The organism is Phyllobacterium sp. (genome assembly GCF_037994425.1).
Taxonomy (GTDB): Bacteria; Pseudomonadota; Alphaproteobacteria; order Rhizobiales; family Rhizobiaceae; genus Phyllobacterium.
This window is the reverse complement of sequence record NZ_JBBNAM010000249.1, coordinates 1-18195: the sequence shown is the minus strand read 5'-3', so window position 1 is coordinate 18195 and position 18195 is coordinate 1. Positions and strand designations below refer to the sequence as shown.

Sequence of the window (18195 nt, the reverse complement as noted above, 5' to 3'; positions counted from 1 at the left end):
GGGACTACCCGCTCACGGCATCCGGCCCAACCTTGCCTTATACCGTTCCGTTCTCGGAGAAATGACGCCATGACCCGATACCTCATGAACAGGCTCGGCCAAAGTCTTGTACTGCTCGTGCTCGTGTCCATGATCGGATTTGCCGTACTCAATCTTGCACCGGGTGGACCCCTGTCGCAGTTCGCTCTGACGCCCGGCATGACAAAGGCCGATCTTGACCGGATATCAGCGCAGATGGGGCTCGATCGCCCCCTCATCGTGCAATATGCGGACTGGGCCTTTCGACTGCTTCGCGGCGATTGGGGACGCTCGTTTCGAGATGGGCGCCCGGTCCTTGACGTCATTGGGGGCCATTTCGGCGCCACCTTGCTGCTTATGGGCACGGCCACCCTCATTTCAGTGACGATCGGCACATGGGTTGGCATTAAAGGCGCGACCAAACGCTATTCGATATTCGACTATACGGCGACCGTCGGGGCAATGGTGGCGCTGTCGATTCCAACGTTCTGGTTCGGGCTTGTTGCCATCTACATTTTCTCGCTGAAACTCGGCTGGCTGCCTGCAGGCAACATGTACACGATCGGTGACGGATCGATCCTCGATTATGCCAAGCACCTGATCATGCCGAGCATGGTGCTGGCGTTGGTGGATGTCGCCGTCTGGAGCCGCTATATGCGCACAGCAACCCTTGATGTGATCAACCAGGACTTCGTTCGTACCGCCCGCGCCAAGGGGATGACGCCCCGGCGCGTCCTGATGAAGCATGTCGTTGGCAACGCCTTGCTGCCGATGATCACGCTGGCGGGACTGCAGGTTCCGACCTTGCTTGGCGGCGCCCTTGTCACCGAGACGGTTTTCACCTGGCCGGGCATGGGCCGGCTCTTCCTCGATAGTCTCGGTTATCAGGACTATCCGGTTGTGATGGGCCTCCTGATGTTCTCGGCGATCCTCGTTCTCCTCAGCAATCTTGCCGCGGATTTGCTGACGGCGTTCGTCGATCCACGCATCCGGCTCACCTAGGAGACTGCCATGTCCGTTTCCATAACGCGTCCAAAGGCTTCCGCGAAATCTGGCTGGTGGAACAGCCGGACCTTCCGGCGGTTCATACGCCACCGGCTTGCGGCACTCGGCGTGATCATGGTTGTGATCCTGGCACTCGCCTGTATCATTGGGCCCTACCTCCTGCCGTATAATGAGCTCTATATCGATCTTAGGGCGCGATTCTCGCCTCCTTTGACCGGCTATCACTTCCTCGGCACAGATCCTCTGGGACGAGACATCGCCGCGCGCCTCCTCATGGCAGGGAGGATATCCCTGCTTGTCGGCTTTGCGGCAATGATTCTGAGCACCGTGATCGGTGCGACGGTTGGCGTCGTTGCTGGCTATTACGGCGGGCGCATCGGGACCGTGCTGATGCGGTTTGTCGATGCGGTCCTCTCCTTCCCAAGTATTTTTCTGCTTCTGACGCTCGCAGCCTTCATCAAGCCCAGTCCCATCATGATCACCGTCATCATCGCAATCACGAGCTGGATGGAGGTGGCGCGCATTGTGGAAGCCGAAGTTCGCTCGTTACGCGAACGGGACTTCATTCTCGCGGCGCGCATGCTGGGGTTGAGCAATCGCTGGATCATGTTCCGCGAGCTTCTGCCCAATGCCATCGGACCAATCATCGTGGCTGCAACACTGACGGTGGCGCGGGCAATCCTGCTCGAGGCCTATGTCAGCTTTCTTGGCTACGGGATCCAGCCGCCACTGCCGAGTTGGGGCAACATGCTCAACGGTGCACAGCAATACCTGCAGTCCGCACCATGGCTGGCGATCGTTCCAGGTGTCGCGATCACGCTTGCCGTCACAAGTTTCAATTTCATCGGCGATGGGCTGCGTGATGCGCTCGATGCCCGCAGCGATCTGAACTGAGAGGGATCACGCATGCCACGATTTTCGCCTTTCGACGCGACACTCTGGTATGCGAGCGCGCCGCAAGCTCCCGCAACCCTCGCCCTTGAGGGCACCGTGCGGGCCGACGTTTGCGTGGTTGGCGGCGGCTATACCGGCCTGACGACGGCGCTCGAGCTTGCACGTGCCGGCGTTCGTGTCGTCCTCCTCGAAGCCGAAGAGGTCGGCTTCGGCGGGTCGGGTCGCAATGCAGGTCATTCGACACCTACCTTTACGCATTACAGTTTGCCACAGTTGCGCAAGATGCTCGGCGAGCCCTGGGCCGAGCGGATGATAAAGCGTCAAACGCGGGCCAACGACCGCGTCGCCGCGATGATTGCCCGCTACCAGATAGAGTGTGAATGGCAGCAAAATGGTTATGTCATGGGCGCCCATACCCCGAGCGCAATGAAAACGATTGAGACGAAAGCCAGCGACTACAACCACGTTGGCGCAAACACGCGCGTGTTAACCAAGAGCGAGGTCGAAGCGATCACCGGCAGTGCGCGCTTTTACGGGGGATGGTTTCATGAAGAGGCGGGCCATCTTAACCCCCTGGCCTACGCACGTGGATTGGCGGGTGCCGTCATGGCGGAGGGCGGGACGATCTTTACGCAGTCACCGGCCTTGAAAGTGGAACGCAAGGGTGCCTCTTGGAACGTCGAAACGCCGCACGGCAGCGTCACCGCCGATAAGGTGATCTTTGGTACTGGCGCCTATACGGTTGGCGGATGGCCAGGACTTGCGCAAACCTTCAAGATCCAGCGCGTCTTTGTCGCGGCGACGCAGCCTCTCGCTGCGGAACTTCGCGCATCCGTTCTTCCCGAAAACACAACCATTCACGATGGTCGCGGGGATATTTTTGTTTATAAATACAACGCCGAAGGGCGTCTTGTTGCGTCGATGTTTCCAATGGGGCGGCGCGGCAGGGATGTCGCTTTTACCAAAAAGCTGATGAGCGATCGGCTGAAATGGCTTCATCCGCAAATCCATCAGGAGATCGACTGGCAATTCTTCTGGTTCGGCGAACTCGACATGCAGTATCGCACAATTCCCAGATTTTACGATCTGGCACCAGGGGTGGTTGCGCTGACAGGACTTTCGGGGCGGGGCGTTCCAACCGGCAGCATGCTCGGTGGCGTTCTGAGCGAATGGGCGATGGGCGTGGCCGAAAAAGACCTTGCGTTAAAGCTGGAGCCTTTGAAGGCAGCGCCGTTCTATATGAATTTCGGACCTCAACTGACGCTGCGCTATTATCGCGTTCGCGATTGGCTAACGGCAAGGCGCGACGGTGCAGCCTTGCCGCCGCACGCCTGACGAGCAAGGCTACCAACTTCCTATCCAAACAGCAAAGATCGATGGGCTGCCACGCCCGCCATTGCCCCGTCACCGACGGCCATGGCAACTGAACCAGCGGCCCTTGCAACATCACCACAGGCAAAGACGCCGTTGACCGTCGTTGCCTTCGTTGCATCGGTGTAAAGATAATTGCCGAGCGGGCCTTCATCCAGCGTGCAGCCGAGCTGGCGCGCGAACGCAACGGGAATGACTGTTTTCGGCAACGTGAAAAGGCCGTCCATTTTGAGGATGCGGCCGTCGTTCAGTATGACGTCGACTTGTTCGTCGCCTCCATCCAGCCTTTCAATCCCGCAACGCTCGACCGTAACGCCGCGTTGCGCCAACTGATAAAGCTGACCGGCATCCGGTTCGAAGCTTCCATTCAGCAGCAGCGTCGTCTCGCCCCAGTCGGGAAGCATGAGCGCGTGATGCATCGATAGCGACGAGGTTGCAAGGACTGCGATCTTGCCGCGTTCAAGTTCGTAGCCATGACAGTAGGGGCAATGAAAGACGGTTCGGCCCCACCGCTCTTTCAACCCCGGTAACTGCGGGAGAATGTCTGTGACCCCTGTCGAAAGGATGAGGCGCCTTGCGACGCGCTCGCTCTCACCTTTGACGATCACGTGAAACTCGTCTTTGTCGGCGCGCCTTGCCATCTCGGCTCGCGCGTCCAGCCAGTCGACCGCATCATATCGCATCAACTGGCTGCGCGCCGAGGCAATGATCTCGGAAGGGGGACGACCGTCCTGCGTCAAAAAGCCATGTGAATGTGCAGCAAAGCGATTGCGGCGCAGACCGTCATCAATAATGAGGATTGAGCGTCGTGCCCGTGCGAGTTGAAGTGCGGCAGAAAGCCCTGCGAAACTGCCTCCAATGATGATCGCATCGTATGTCATCTGGATTTCCTCCAACCAGTTTTATCGTAACTTTATATGTTACGTGATGCCGCATTGTCAAACTCATGCAACAGGAAAAGTTACAATAAAAGCGCCGTCTTGACGATCCACCCGTCATGCATCTATTGAAGTGGCATGAGACAAGACAGCCGTTTATCGGGCGTGCTCCACGTCCTTTTGCACATGGCCGAGGTCAACGGGCCAGTGACTTCCGAGGCCCTGGCACGCGCGATGCATACCAACCCCGTCGTCATCAGGCGCATCATGGCCGGCCTGCGCGATCAGGATTTCCTTCGCTCCGACAAGGGCCACGGAGGCGGTTGGCGCATCGCATGTGACTTTGAGACCCTGACACTTCTCGATGTCTACAAGGCATTGGGGGCGCCAGCGCTGCTCGCAATGGGAAACCGAACCGAAGCCCCGAATTGCCTTGTTGAACAGGCCGTCAATGCGGCGATGAACGACGCGCTTTTTGCTGCCGAGGCGGTTCTGCTCACGCGCTTTGGTCAGGTAACGCTTGCGGCTCTAAGCGCGGATTTCCACGCAAGGTCAAAACAACGCGGCAACCACTGCGCATTCGAAAAAGCCGATGCGTCCGAAGGCAACAAGATGGCAAGCGACGCGCGCTGCTGAAGCCGCGATCGGCATTTCGTTGCAACCCGAACGGCGCGATCTGACGGCCAGGCGTCAGGACCAAATGGCAAGGACAGGATGCTGCGCTGTCGATCGCATCGCATGGCGGGTATGGCTAAGATTGAAAAAGGGGGCTCCGATGGCCGGTGAAAACCCCGGGCCGTCGTTCTGACAGGCGACAATGTCAGAATTGGCCCTGGCTCGTTCATGCGCCCCATCGAGACGGGGCGCATGCCAAAACGGTCGCGACAACGACGCTCCCGTCATGGTCTGGAGTACCAAGTGCTTCAATGAAATGCGCGAACGCCTTCAAGACCGTCGGCCGGTGCCGGCGCCAAGAACTTCCTGAGGGCGAATCCTCGCTACGAGAGCGCGCTACGACCAGTACTCGCGCGCCTCTTTCGGCAGTCGCAAGAGCGTTTTCTCAAAGGCCCACGGATCGACAAAGCGGCGGATCACAACCGCAACGTCATGAATGGCCGTATCGGGGCGAAAGGTTATGATGGGCGCGAAGGGCTTTGACCTCTCGCGTCAGAAGGGCGCGGTCCCAGCCCTCGCTGCGCGGTTCGAAAGGATCCCATTCCTTTACGAAGAGGGCTCGCAACATGGGCGGGAGCACCTTTACGAACACGATGGCGTCTTCAAGCGCCAGGCGGCGCCTGAATGCGACAAGGACGCCCTCGACCATCGTATTGGCCTGGTGACGCGTCGTCAGGCCAGATGCGTCGGCGACATCGGCTAAAAACCGCTCGAATTCCTCACAGGCACGCCGATATTCCATGGGAATTGTCATTCGGCCTGGATCTCCTGCTTTTCCAAGATTGCGACCGGCCAGGGCATGCAGGCTTCATTGGCGTTGTTCAGTTCATGCCTTTTCCGAATGCGCCGAACTCGACCGAGGTGCGCAACAGGCGCTCAAGATCGCCGGCAGAGACAGGGCGGGACAACAAAAAACCCTGAAGGTCGTCGCAACCAATAGCGCTCAGATAGTCGCTTTGGGCACTTGTTTCGACACCTTCGGCCGTGGTCTTCAACCCCTTGGCACGGGCAAGATGAACAATCGCCTCGACAATATCCTCGTCATTTGCCGATTGGCCAAAGCCCTGGATGAAGCTGCGGTCTATCTTGATACGGTCGACTGCAAGTTGCTGAAGTCTGCCAAGTGATGAAAAGCCGGTGCCGAAATCGTCAAGCGCAATTTTGATGCCGAGTGCGCGCAACGCCCGGATATTGTGTTCGCACTGGCCACCCGTATCGGTAAACGCGCTCTCGGTTACCTCAAGTTCGAGCCGACCGGGCGGCATGTCGAGTGACAAAAGCAGCTTTGCCACTTTCATCGCATAGGCAGGATTGCGCAACTCGACGGCCGAGACATTGACCGCGACGGTTGAAATCGGCCATCCCTTCGTGTCGCTCAATGCCTGGCGCATGACACGTTCACCGATCGCTTCGATCGGGCCTGCTTCCTCGGCGATGGGGATGAAGGTTTCCGGGGCAATGAGTCCCCGCTTCGGGTGATGCCAGCGTATCAGGGCTTCAACGCCCACGATGCGCCGATCCTTGGCCGAATATAAAGGCTGGTACTGCAGTTGCAGCTGCTCGTCCGACTTCAGTGCGTCCCGCAGCTCCCGTTCCAATGTCCGACGTTCCTGCAGCATGACGTCCATTTCCTTACCGAAAAAGGCAAAGCGGCTGCGACCTGCGGACTTGGCGTGATAAAGCGCAATGTCGGCCTTGCGCACCAGTTCACTGCGTTCGCTCCCATCCTGCGGCGAGGTGGCGACGCCAATGCTGACACCGATAAAGATGTGGTTGCCGTCAATGTTGAAGGGGTTGCGCACCGCCGTGATGATCCGCTCGCACAAATGTTCAATCTGTGCCATCGAGCGGAAATTGGGAACCATAACGGTAAATTCATCGCCGCCAATTCGGGCAATTGAACTCGGATCGTTGACGATATTGCGCAGCCGTCCCGTCAATTCCTGAATGAGTAGATCGCCGACGGGATGTCCCAGCGTGTCATTGACCTGCTTGAACCGGTCAAGGTCGAGGTAGAGCACCGCAAGGCTCTCATTCTTCACATTCGCAAGTTCACTGTCGAGCCGCTCAACGAAATGTGCCCGGTTGGCGAGCCCGGTCAGGGAATCGTGATGCGCCAGGTGATTGAGCCGCGCCTCGCTCGCCCTCAGCTTCAGCGATCGCTTGCGAAGGACCGTCAAAAGCACTGCCAGCACCCCGAAGACAAAAAGCGCGATGCCAACCAGCGTCGGGGCAATCTGCGACAACACTGTGGTCCCGGGCAGGTAAGGTTTCCAGACGAAGTAGCCAATGGTTTGCCCATAGGAGGATTTCAGCGGATACAGATGCTCGCCCGCCTGTCGTTCCAACGATGTTGCATAGCGCAGGCCCGTGAAAAGGTAATCACGCGCGAGTTCGGAAATGAACGTTGCATCGAGGTAGCGGACGGCAACGTGGAGAAAGGTTTCATCCGCTTTCTGGGAAATGTCGCCGGTGTCGGAGACAATGGGTTTGACGCTCACGATCGCAGGCCGGCCATTGAGCGTGAGGATTTCCGAAGCGCCGGGGCTGAGCACCCGCTCGCCATATCCTTCGGGGTCGGGGTGGCGCAACATGTCCCGCAGCTTGCTGGCAAGCGGCGTGACCTGACTTGCAACGGCGCCATAGGCCGAAGGGTCGGCGACCGCCTTGCCGGCGAAGGCGAATATTGCCCTGTTGTGTCCATCGAGAATATAGGCTGCGTCATGGCCGAAATAGGTGTGCATCCATGAGCCAAGATTGCTGTCGATCCACGTAACGTCTTTTGGCCGCTTGACGTGGTTGACGGCCTCATCCCATACGGTGGCGCTTTCCTGGTCGTGGGCGATCGTGAATTGCGCTTGCGACACGACGAGGCCAAGCAGGCTTTCCTGGCGCTCGATCGCCACCTGATTGGCGCCCGTGCTCGACCATAACAACAGCAGGAATACGGCGATCGCAGCAGCAACGATCAGTGCGAACAGGGGCAGGACGGTCCGAAGTACGAAACGACGCGGCTTTGTGAGTGTCATTTTGGCGCCTTCCTCCTGGCCGGGATGCGATTGGACCGCCAGGCGCATATTCCCGACAGGAGCGGATAAATCCTCGCGCGGGCCAGTGCCAACGCTAAATTGCACTGACGCCAGGCCGAAACGCGCGCAAATACGACAATCCACGGGCTGTTCAAACCAGCCGCTGACAATATCCGGCGCAAGATCGGACCAAAGTTCAGAATTTGGATCTTATCACACGTGTAACTCAATGGTTTTTTATCACATTGAGGAAGATGGACGCGATCTTGTCGAGGTGGGCATCTCCGCCCTCGAGATAGGCCTGGCGGCCGGCGCCTGCCACCGCATGAAACAAGCGGTTTTCACCAATCGACAGCGCCTCGATCTCGCGTGCCAGTTCATCCGGATCTCTTTCACTCTGGTCCTTGCGCCGCAGATATTGCGCTATCAGCCGCCGTCGCCGCGCAGGGTCGGTGGTCAGCGCTCCATAAATGCCCCAGGCAAACCAGGATTCGCCCACGCGCAGATCTGAATCGCCAATTTGCTCGACATATTCCCTGGAGAGCCTGGATTTCTGCGTCTCAATGATGGCGTTCGCCAATTCGAACGCGTCCTGATCAGTCAATTGTTTCTCGGCACTCATCCCTGCCTCCAACTCATGCTGCGGTTCAACTGCAAGATAATGTGCCACACAGCTGTTTGACAGGACAAATCCAAAAAACCGCACCACGGCCATCCGCGGGGCAACGCCCAGCGGCTTCCTCACTCAAATCCTGCAAGGGGTATCCTACAGTAAACTACTGCCCGTTTGCTGGTAAGTTCAGTAGCCTTTGGGCAATGCAGCCATGCGGGCGCAGCAAGCCCGTTTGAAATTCAAATCCGGCCCTTTCCTTACCAGCGTTGGCAAGGGCGGTGTTCCAACTGCCTCACCCGCAATCAAAACGAGGGGTAACGTGCAATGAAAAAACTGCGCCTTTTAAGCGGAGCGGCTTTAATCGCAACGCTCATTGTGGCCGGCGCCAGCCGAGCCGATACGATCAGCTATGCCGACGCAGTGAGCGCCCTTGCCAAGGCGTGTGGCACGGATATCAAAAAATTCTGCACCGGGCTTAACCTTGGCAACAATCAAATCCAAAACTGTCTTGAGAAGAACGGGGGCAAGGTTTCTCCAACCTGCACATCGACGCTCACCTCGGTTACTGCCTCGATAAAGCAACGACAGGCCGCACAGATCGGCTTTTTCAAGCTGTGCGAGCATGATGCGGCAGAATTCTGCAAGGGCGTCATGGGCGAAGGCAATATCCTCGCCTGCCTCTTAAAGACCAAGCGGATCGACAATGGCAAGTGCAATCAGGCAATTACCGACGCAGGATGGCGGTGAACCATGGGCGGGAGAGAGAAAATGTTTCTGCATCGACTTCGCGCCGGCCTGGCGCTTGGCCTCTTGATTGCAGCAGGCCCCGTGGCGGCCCAGCAACTCGATGACCGGCAGCTCATCACCAGTTTGAGCCAGCTCTCTGAAGCGGCACCTGCGATTGATGTCGCACTGCTCATTGAGGAGGCAAATGCCAATGTTGGCAAAGGCGTTGCGAGCCAGCCAAACTGGAGCCAGCTGACGCACCTTGCGCAATTGCTCGTCGAAATCGACTTCGAGAACGACTCTGTCGCCATCGAACCCGAGTCCTACCGTACGGTCGGGCTGATCGCAGATGCCCTGCATCATCCAAATCTGATGTTCTACAAGTTCCTTGTCGTTGGTCACACAAGCTCGACGGGGGATGCAAAACATAATCTCAAGCTCAGCCAGGAACGGGCTGATGCGATCCGGGAGGCACTGACGACGACGTTTGCCGTTCCCCCCGATCGCCTCTATGCCGTTGGCGTCGGCCAGGAGATGCCGGTCGATGCCGCCAATCCCAAGGCAGCGGCGAACCGCCGGGTCCAGTTGATCAACCTTGGCAGGGCGAAGTAGCGCAAAGGGGGATTGTTGCGGCTCATCGCGCGCATTGTGATTGCCACCCTCCTGTCGTTCGCCATCGTGCTTTCGACAGTCTGGGCGGTGCTTGCCCTATGGTATCGCCTGCCGGCGCCAGAATATGCGCGAGCATTGGCGGGCGGCGTTTTCGCTGTCCTTGGCCTTGCAACGATCATCGCCCTGTTTACGCGCAAGATGATCCGGGCCCTTGCCGCTTTCCTCGTGGCCTTTGGCGCCCTTTCGCTCTGGTGGAGCACGGTACGACCGCCGGACCATGGTGACTTTGCACCCGATGTCGCCCGGCAGGTAACTGGGACGCGCAGTGGCAATCTCCTTACCCTGACGAACGTTCGCGACTTCGAATGGAGCAGCAAGGCGGACTTCGCCGAGCGCTGGTCGACCCGCACCTATGACCTCGACAAGCTCGACACCGTTGATCTGTTCATGTCCTATTGGGGAAACCCCAATATGGCGCACGTCATCCTGAGCTTCGGCTTTGAGGGCGGCGCGTATATCGCCTGGTCGGTCGAGGTGCGGCGGCGCGTGGGCGGGCAATTTTCGCCTGTTGCCGACCTGTTCAAGAGTGATCCACTGGTGATCATCGCAGCCGATGAGCGCGACGTGGTCGGCGTGCGATCGAACTTTCGCGGCGAAGACGTTGAGATCTACCGCTTAAGGGCCGGGCCAGAGGCGGCCCGGGCATTGCTCCTCGAATACGTCGCCGATGCCAATGAACTGGCGACCACGCCGGCGTTCTACAACTCGATTACCACGAATTGCACGACCACCGTCGTCAAGATGATGCGTGCCGTCGGCGATGTCGTCCCCTTCGACTGGCGGCTGATCGTCAACGGTTACTTGCCCGAATATGCCTATGATCGCGGCGCCCTCGACACCAGACATTCGCTTGGCGAGTTGCGCGCACGCGCTCACATCGATGAGCGGGCAAAGGCTGCTGGACTGACGCCGGACTTTTCACGGCTCATCCGTGTCGGCGTGCCAGCGCCGGTGGGCAAGAGCGGGGACCAGTAAAGGCGTATGCGCCCCACCGGCGCCACCGTGCTTGTCTTTCCGTCGATCGCCGCCATGAGGACGAGGCTTGCGGATCTATGTCCTGGATTTGGGCGAGGGCCTGTGAAAGGGAATGATGGCGGCCCGCTCGAGCGCAATTTCGATCTCGCTTGCAAGATCATCGACGAGCTGCAGATATTCACTGCAGCGCTCATCGCGCCTCGGATCGGATGACTGTTCCCATCGGCGCAGTTCCGCCTGTGCATCCGCGAAATCAGTACAAAGTTCGCGGAATTCATCGTCTCGGGCAGCACGTTCCTCGATCGCCTGACCTTGGAAAGGAAACCGCCGTCTGGCCGCCACTACGCCTCTGTCCATGGCAAAGGTGCCCCCTTTCCGGAGCAAATGGAGTTTCATACCGACTATCGTGGACGGGAACGCCTTTGGGGAGTAGGTTACGGTAGCATACAGGCGAGTAAATGCCGGCGGTTTCTGTTCATCGGGGGATGAAAGAATGCAGGGCCCAAGGGAGGATCGGCTTGATCGGGGTGCCGGCACGCAACGCGTGCCGCCCGCTCCCGGGGATATCCGTGCCCAGTTGGAGCGAATGATCGCCAGTCCGGAGTTTCCCAATGCCGGACACGCCCATGCATTCCTGCGCTACGTGGTCGAGGAGACACTTGCAGGGCGGGCCGAGCGCATCAAGGGCTATTCTATCGCCATCGAAGTCTTCAACCGCGACGAGGGATTCAACCAGGACGATCCCGTCGTGCGGATCGAGGCGGGACGCCTGCGCCGCACGCTCGAGCGCTATTATCTGATCGCGGGTCAGAACGACCCGGTCCGCATTGATATGCCAAAAGGCAAGTACCTACCGCATTTCGCCTGGAACGAGAGCAGCGTTGCGGCCGAAAGGCCCACGGTTGCAATTCCATTTGAGCAAAAACGACCCTTGTTGGCGCGGGCAAGCGCGCTGGTTCCATGGGCGCTCGCGGTGGCTCTTGGGCTTGCGACCCTCAGCTTCTGGTTATTTACGCAGCCGGCATCGGACGCGCGTTTGTCGCAAACGTCGGGTCCGAATGAGCCGACACTTGTGGTCGCGCCGTTTGCTAATCTCGGCGAGGGGCCGGAAGCCAATCTCTATACACTTGGGCTCACCGAGGAGCTTTTGACGGCACTACCCCGCTTCAAGGAACTCAAGGTCTTTGGACGGGAGACGTCGGAGTCCCTGCCAACGGGGGTGGACGCCTCGCATATCCGCGGCAAGCTCGGGGCAAGATATCTTCTGGCTGGCGGTGTCCGTGTCTCCGACAATCGCGTGCGCGTGACGGCGCGCCTTCTTGATACGGCAACCGACGCGATCCTGTGGTCCGAGACCTATGACGATGATCTGCGCTCGCGCGGACTTTTTGCCATACAGACGGACGTTGCCGGCAAGGTGGCGAAGGCCATCGCCCAGCCCTACGGAATCATCGGGCAAGTCAATACGGCAAATCCACCCCCTGATGACCTCGACGCCTACGGATGCACGCTGCGCTTCTATGGCTACCGTGCCGAGTTGAGCATGGAGCGCCACGAAAATGTTCGCGATTGCCTCGAAAGCGCCGTTGCACGCTATCCGTCCTATGCGACGGCCTGGGCCATGCTGTCGATCGTCTATCTGGACGAGGATCGCTTTGGCTATAATCCGCAATCGTCCGCGCCAACCCCGCTGGAGCGGGCGCTCAAGTCGGCCCGACGTGCCGTCGAGCTTGATCCCGACAATGTCCGGGCCCTCCAGGCGCTCATGACCGCTCTTTTCTTCAATCATCAGCTGGCCGAGTCGATGCGCGTCGGAGAGCAGGCACTCGCCATCAATCCCAATGATACCGAGCTGATGGGGGAATTCGGCGTCCGGCTCGCCATGGGCGGTGAATGGAGAAAAGGGGCGCAGGTATTGGATCAGGCCCTTGCCTTCAATCCCGGTGGTGCCGGCTACTATCATGGCAATCGGGCTCTGGCCGCCTATATGGTCGAGGACTACGACACGGCGCTTGTCGAAATTCGCCAGGCCAACCTGCAAAAATTTCCGCTTTTCCATCTTGTCGCGGCCGTCATCTATGCTGAGAAGGGGCTCATGACCGATGCCCGGCGCGAGGGGGCCACATTTGTCGCAATGCGCCCGGGATTCCTGGCAAATCTGGTCTCCGAGCTCAACCTGCGCAATATCCGGCCTGGGGACCAGGCCCGCATGATCGCCGGCATACGCAAGGCGGGTCTGGCGATACCGCCAGATACGACAGCTGAAAAAATGGGACCGGTCGAAGAATCCTCGGCCCCGTCGCGCTAGCGGCGGCTCGGGGTAACATACCCGATGTTACAAGCGTAATTGCATAGCAGCGCCTAATGTTTGTCATTATTCCAGCTGGTGAAAGAAAGGGTAAGATCGATGGACAAGACAGCGCGAAAAACCATGCGGCTTGCTGCGAGCGCCGTGTCGGCGGCGGCGATTGCACTTTACATTGTGGCCGGACCATCTTTTGCGGCCGGCGCCGACGAGGCGGGCGCCAAAAAGCTGATGAAGGCGATGTCCGACTATCTGGCCGCGCAAAAGGCCATTTCCTTCAACTACGACACCAATCTGGAGGTCGTGACCAAGGACCACCAGAAACTCCTTTTGGCAAGTTCCGGCAAGATCGAGCTCGGCCGTCCCGACAAGCTCCGCGCCACGCGTCATGGCGGGTTCGCCAATGTGGAGATAACTTTCGACGGCAAGACAGTGACCCTGTTTGGCAAGGACGCCAATCTCTATACCCAGGTGGATGCGCCCGGCACGATCGATCAGCTCGTCGACGAACTGAGAGACAAACTGCATCGGCCTGTCCCTGGCGCAGACCTGCTCTTACCCAATGTCTACGATGAACTGATGCAGGATGTCACCAATGCAAAGGATCTCGGCAGCGGTGTCATTGGCGGCACCGAATGTGATCACCTTGCATTTCGCGCCAAGGACCTCGACTGGCAGATTTGGATAGCCCAGGGCGAACATCCCTATCCTTGCCGATATGTCATTACCGCGACCAAGGTCGACCGGGCGCCGCAGTACAGTATCCAGATCAGCGATTGGAAGACGGGAACAGACGTTGCCGCGGACGATTTCGAATTCAAGAATTCCACCAATGCCGATAAGGTCGACCTCAAGAAATTGGGCGATATCGATGAACTTCCCGAACACTTTGCCGTAGGAGATAAGAAATGAGCGCTGCAAGCAAGCTGAAAATCATCGTGCTGACCGGGACCATCGGGTTGTTGGTGCTCGATGCAGGTATTGAACGATCGGTGCCGGGCCTTGCCAGTTTCGTGACGACGGCCGAGGCCCGCGTCGGACGTCCGCTCACCCCGGTCAGTGTGGCGGGCGTAGCACGGCGGTCGGCGCGCCGCTGCGCTGTCGGCGTCTATAACTGTTAGGATCACACAAGGGAGTGGCGCCATCTGATGGAGTTGCGTAACGAAGTCACGCGTTTCGAGTGCCGGTACCGGGCATTGATTGTTCTGTTGGTTTTTCTGGCTTCAGGGTGCGCAAGCCATCCGAAAAACGTCTTGGGGCTTGTTGCCGAGACGGCGCCGGCAGCAAGCCAGGTCAACATGCTCGTCACCACGACCCGCAAGCGCTCTGCCAATCCCGGAGAGATGTTCAGTGGCGAGCGCGGCCTTGCACCGGCATTTGCCGACATTACCGTGTCGATCCCGCCAAAGGCCGTGCGCAAGGAGGGCGAAGTCGCCTGGCCAAAGCGGCTTCCCCCCAATCCCGCCACCGATTTTGCAACAGTAAAGGCGGATGCTCTGACGGTGGATGCAGCCAAGCAATGGCTGAATGCAAGCGTCAAGAAGAGCCCGGACCGCAGCGTTCTCGTCTTTGTTCACGGTTTCAACAACCGGTTCGAGACCGCGGTGTTTCGCTTCGCCCAGATCGTTAAGGATTCGGGCGTGCACAGTGCACCCATTCTCGTCACCTGGCCGTCGCGGGGCAGCATTCTTGCTTATGGCTATGACCGCGAAAGCACGAACTACAGCCGCAATGCGCTGGAAAACCTCTTCCAGTATCTGGCGCGCGATCCCGAAGTCAGGGAAGTCTCGGTTCTGGCGCACTCCATGGGTAACTGGCTCGCGCTGGAATCGCTGCGCCAGATGGCGATCCGCAATGGCGCACTGCCGGCGAAATTCAAGAATGTGATGCTGGCAGCGCCCGACGTCGACGTCGACGTTTTTCGCTCACAGATTGCGGATCTCGGAAAGCAGCATCCACGCTTTACCCTGTTCGTTTCGCGCGATGATCGCGCGTTGGCTCTATCGCGGCGCATCTGGGGCGATATTCCAAGGCTCGGGTCGATTGATCCCGAGCAGTCGCCCTACAAGGAGGAACTTCAGGACAACCAGATCGCCGTCATCGATCTTACCAAGATCAAGGCAGGCGACGATCTGCATCACAGTAAATTCGCCGAATCGCCAGAGATCGTGCAGCTGATCGGCGCGCGGATTTCGCAAGGACAAACGCTTAACGACAACAAGCTCGGTCTTGGCGACCAGATTCTCGCCGCAACGACGGGGACTGCAGCCGCGGCCGGCAGCGCCGCCGGACTGATACTGGCTGCGCCTGTTGCCATTGTCGATCAGACGACGCGCGACAACTACGCGGATCAGCTGAGCGGAACCTTTGGTGCATCGCAGGCCGGCGCCAGAAAAGCCGCTGTCACCGATTGCAGCGGCGCTCTGGCTTCGACAAGGAAATGCAACTGAAGCCATTATGTCGAGGATCAGCCGCGATATCGACAACACCTTGGCAACCCGTTTTTGGCGAGGTCCTGGAAGCTGTTTTTCGAGGACTGATCTCGACCTCTATATGATTTTTCGCGATGCCGTGCGCTGCCTCCTGCATGAGCTGACCATCACATTTTTCAGTCGCGCGCCACGCTGGAAAGTCACGGTGGCTCGCCTCCGGACGGAAGCGATATGGGCAAGCCAATTAAGCGCGAGTTGCGCGACCTTGCCCGTAAGAGGCGTTTCGGCTAACTGCAGCAGTTCATGGCAGCGCATTGTGGCCCTGGGGAATGAGAAGCACTGCCAGCCCGTCGTCGTTGCTTTCTCCTCGGCCCGCGTTGGCCGTTCCGAATTCCGCACCCGGCCACAAGACACGGTGATAGACTAGGGCCTGCATACCAGGCGATGAGCAAGAGCCTTGGACCCCTGGCAATGCCCGCAAGGTCTAGCTGCGTATGCCCGGCAACTGAATGATCACTGCCTCCAGCGCATTATCTGGGCAATTCGCGGGTCATAGGCGCAGCGTGAATTCGTGTACAGGGGTTTCGATAAAAATCGCACATCGCTGGCAAAAAGTGCGGAAAATCGAGAGAGCCTCATGTTCAAGCTTCGGCTTTCCCCGATGGTTACTTTCCAAGCCTTACCCCGGCTCCTCCGGGCGGTGCTGGCCCGACATCGAAAAATACAATCCCACGATCTTCGTAAACCCGCTTGATCGCGTCGATCGTGACGGGTTGCGGACCACGCGGGCCAATGTCATCTTGTTCGACACGGCTGACGGTATTCGGTGTGACCTTTGCCAGCTCGGCGACCTCTCTGACACCCATCTTCAAAATCGCCCTTGCTGCGTGCCTGGATAGCGTTCAACAATACACCATAATGATTTGGATACAGGGTATCTATAGAAATCCAGGCTGTTGATAAAATCGGCAACAAATGACACCGACGAATGACTTCTTGCTTAGGCCCGCCGGGGGATTGTTGCCACCCGGTTAGCGGAGACGCAAAAATGGCCCGTACGCGCAACTGCCCTCCCGCTCTCTCCTTCTTTACAGCTATGAATACGAGCACAGTGGCAGTCTCGTGAGAGTAAGTGCCCTCTGGGAAAGTCGCCGCCAAGTTCGAAAAGAGATTAAAGCGCAAAGGGACGTCCTGCTGCAGCAGGGCAGGGCGCTTCCGTTACCTGATATGCGAATCCTGGAAATCGAAACGATCCCGATGGACGAACGGGCTATCGTCAGGTTGCTCAACGAGGAGCATGAGGGGTTGGATTTTTTCTTCCGGTCGCAAACTGTGGTTGAGGTTGTCAGTGATCCCCAAGTAGCGGGGAGCCCCGCAGGATGAGGTAGCTTCTGCGGGTGCCAGTGTGCAGGATGAACGGCAACATCAGTATGCTCCGCTGCCATTCCAGCGACAGTCATGAAGATCGGTCAGGCCGGCCCACCATCACCCGAAGACAACCGGCCGCGGGTCATCCTATCCATACCGCCCCGTGATAATTGCATCTGGTGTCACGGCGGACTTAACTTTTCGCGTTGATCTCCTTCGTGTGGGGCATGATATTTGACCTAATGGTCGTCGTTCCGACATTATACGCGGGTACTTGCTCGTCGAAACCTTTGAGGTGCCGCGTACCAAGCGCTGCAATCGGAACATTGCCGTGCAAGAATTGCGCCACTGAATGATCGACGAGGATTTGCCCATCACCTGCAGTCGAACACAATCGCGATGCCAGGTTCACGACATGGCCGATTGCGGTGTAGTCAACCCGGGCTTCATAGCCAATTCGGCCGACCGTCGCCCATCCCATCGCCAGTCCTATGCCGAATCCCATCGCATGGCCCCGCTGACGCCACTCTGGGATCAGGCGCTGAATGGCCTTCTGCATCTCGATCGCCATCTCAACAGCACGAAGCGCCGGCTCTGCGCATGGCACTGGAGCGTTGACGAGCACCATCAAACCGTCCGCCGCGAAGTTGGTTAGCGTGGCCTCGTAGCGCGTGATGATGGCGCCAAGCGTCTCGTAGTATTCGCGCAAGACCCGCATAATCTCCTCGGGTTCGGCGTGCGCCGAGAAAGCGGTGAAACCACGTAAATCGCAGAATAGAGCGACGACTTCCGCCCGCTGTCCGGCAAGCACGCCCTCGTCGCCGGACTTTTCCACGAGCTCCGCGACCTGCGGTGCGAGAAAACGCTTCAGGCGGGCGATCCGTTCCGAGCGTTCCTGGGATGTGGCGAGTTCTTTTGCCATCTGATTGAACCGGCCCGCCAACCGTTCAAGTTCGTCTCCAGTGTGGATGTCAATCCGGTGCTCGAACTGTCCGGCACCGATCTTGTTGGTGCCGTCCTCCAGCAGGCGGATGGGCCCCGTCATTCGCCGCGCAAGCCAATAGGCAAGCAGCGCTGCAAGAATGGTGGCGGCAAGGAGCAAGACTACAGTCCGCCACAATGAAGCATGCAGCGGTGCAAAAGCCTCTGCCTGCGCCTGCTCGACGAATACCGTCCAGCCGACCCTGGGGATTGGTGCCATGGCGGTCACGACCGATTGATTGTCAGCATTGCG

General features: G+C 58.6%; 18 protein-coding genes. 11 read left to right on the top strand and 7 right to left on the bottom strand.

Features of this window, described 5'->3' with window-relative positions; translation table 11 throughout:
* Nucleotides 1-69: 69 nt before the first annotated feature.
* The 3 genes from AAAB35_RS17315 to AAAB35_RS17305 are packed head-to-tail and all read left to right on the top strand — an operon-like array spanning nt 70 to nt 3252.
* The gene (locus AAAB35_RS17315) at nt 70-1020 is read left to right on the top strand and encodes an ABC transporter permease (protein WP_340669522.1); all 951 of its coding nucleotides are present in this window, start codon (nt 70-72) and stop codon (nt 1018-1020) included.
* A 9-nt stretch (nt 1021-1029) separates the two neighbouring features.
* Nucleotides 1030-1917 carry an ABC transporter permease gene (locus AAAB35_RS17310; RefSeq protein WP_340669521.1) on the top strand — a complete coding sequence of 296 codons (888 nt, stop codon included), beginning with the start codon at nt 1030-1032 and terminating at the stop codon, nt 1915-1917.
* A gap of 12 nt (nt 1918-1929) precedes the next feature.
* The gene (locus AAAB35_RS17305) at nt 1930-3252 is read left to right on the top strand and encodes an FAD-binding oxidoreductase (protein ID WP_340669520.1); all 1323 of its coding nucleotides are present in this window, start codon (nt 1930-1932) and stop codon (nt 3250-3252) included.
* A gap of 20 nt (nt 3253-3272) precedes the next feature.
* On the opposite strand, the gene AAAB35_RS17300 is transcribed toward AAAB35_RS17305, so the two are convergent.
* Nucleotides 3273-4169 (bottom strand): NAD(P)/FAD-dependent oxidoreductase, encoded by an 897-nt coding sequence (locus tag AAAB35_RS17300; protein ID WP_340669519.1) that lies wholly within the window; start codon nt 4167-4169, stop codon nt 3273-3275.
* Nucleotides 4170-4304: 135 nt separating this feature from the next.
* On the opposite strand from AAAB35_RS17300, the gene AAAB35_RS17295 reads away from it, so the two are divergent.
* A complete protein-coding gene (locus AAAB35_RS17295) occupies nt 4305-4802 on the top strand; it encodes an Rrf2 family transcriptional regulator (RefSeq protein ID WP_340669518.1) in 498 nt (165 codons plus the stop codon).
* Nucleotides 4803-5271: 469 nt separating this feature from the next.
* On the opposite strand, the gene AAAB35_RS17290 is transcribed toward AAAB35_RS17295, so the two are convergent.
* From AAAB35_RS17290 to AAAB35_RS17280, 3 genes are all read right to left on the bottom strand, one after another.
* Nucleotides 5272-5595, bottom strand: coding sequence for a DUF2267 domain-containing protein (locus AAAB35_RS17290; RefSeq protein ID WP_340669517.1), 324 nt, complete (start codon nt 5593-5595; stop codon nt 5272-5274).
* 67 nt (nt 5596-5662) lie between these two features.
* Nucleotides 5663-7870 (bottom strand): EAL domain-containing protein, encoded by a 2208-nt coding sequence (locus AAAB35_RS17285; protein WP_340669516.1) that lies wholly within the window; start codon nt 7868-7870, stop codon nt 5663-5665.
* Between the two features lie 226 nt (nt 7871-8096).
* Complete coding sequence (locus AAAB35_RS17280) at nt 8097-8492, bottom strand: hypothetical protein (protein WP_340669515.1); 396 nt, start codon at nt 8490-8492, stop codon at nt 8097-8099.
* A gap of 315 nt (nt 8493-8807) precedes the next feature.
* Here AAAB35_RS17280 and AAAB35_RS17275 point away from each other — a divergent pair, with 315 nt between their 5' ends.
* From AAAB35_RS17275 to AAAB35_RS17265, 3 genes are read left to right on the top strand one after another with little or no spacing between them, the layout of a single operon-like run.
* Nucleotides 8808-9230 carry a hypothetical protein gene (locus AAAB35_RS17275; protein ID WP_340669513.1) on the top strand — a complete coding sequence of 141 codons (423 nt, stop codon included), beginning with the start codon at nt 8808-8810 and terminating at the stop codon, nt 9228-9230.
* Nucleotides 9231-9251: 21 nt separating this feature from the next.
* On the top strand, nt 9252-9821 hold the full coding sequence (locus AAAB35_RS17270; RefSeq protein WP_340669512.1) for an OmpA family protein: 570 nt from the start codon (nt 9252-9254) through the stop codon (nt 9819-9821).
* 12 nt (nt 9822-9833) lie between these two features.
* Entirely contained in the window at nt 9834-10856 is a 1023-nt protein-coding gene (locus tag AAAB35_RS17265; RefSeq protein WP_340669511.1) for a DUF4105 domain-containing protein, read from the top strand.
* Nucleotides 10857-10931: 75 nt separating this feature from the next.
* Here the strand turns inward: AAAB35_RS17265 and AAAB35_RS17260 are convergent, their stop codons facing one another.
* Complete coding sequence (locus tag AAAB35_RS17260; RefSeq protein WP_340669510.1) at nt 10932-11213, bottom strand: hypothetical protein; 282 nt, start codon at nt 11211-11213, stop codon at nt 10932-10934.
* A 229-nt stretch (nt 11214-11442) separates the two neighbouring features.
* Here AAAB35_RS17260 and AAAB35_RS17255 point away from each other — a divergent pair, with 229 nt between their 5' ends.
* From AAAB35_RS17255 to AAAB35_RS17240, 4 genes are all read left to right on the top strand, one after another.
* Complete coding sequence (locus AAAB35_RS17255; protein WP_340669523.1) at nt 11443-13164, top strand: adenylate cyclase; 1722 nt, start codon at nt 11443-11445, stop codon at nt 13162-13164.
* Nucleotides 13165-13263: 99 nt separating this feature from the next.
* Entirely contained in the window at nt 13264-14073 is an 810-nt protein-coding gene (locus AAAB35_RS17250; protein WP_340669509.1) for a DUF2092 domain-containing protein, read from the top strand.
* On the top strand, nt 14070-14282 hold the full coding sequence (locus AAAB35_RS17245) for a hypothetical protein (RefSeq protein WP_340669508.1): 213 nt from the start codon (nt 14070-14072) through the stop codon (nt 14280-14282). Before AAAB35_RS17250 ends, AAAB35_RS17245 begins: the two co-directional genes overlap by 4 nt.
* 27 nt (nt 14283-14309) lie before the next feature.
* A complete protein-coding gene (locus AAAB35_RS17240; RefSeq protein ID WP_340669507.1) occupies nt 14310-15611 on the top strand; it encodes an alpha/beta hydrolase in 1302 nt (433 codons plus the stop codon).
* 647 nt (nt 15612-16258) lie between these two features.
* Here the strand turns inward: AAAB35_RS17240 and AAAB35_RS17235 are convergent.
* Both AAAB35_RS17235 and AAAB35_RS17230 read right to left on the bottom strand, forming a co-directional pair.
* Nucleotides 16259-16459 carry a helix-turn-helix transcriptional regulator gene (locus AAAB35_RS17235; protein WP_340669506.1) on the bottom strand — a complete coding sequence of 67 codons (201 nt, stop codon included), beginning with the start codon at nt 16457-16459 and terminating at the stop codon, nt 16259-16261.
* A gap of 695 nt (nt 16460-17154) precedes the next feature.
* On the bottom strand, nt 17155-18195 hold a 1041-nt coding region (locus AAAB35_RS17230; RefSeq protein ID WP_340669505.1), incomplete at its 5' end, for an adenylate/guanylate cyclase domain-containing protein.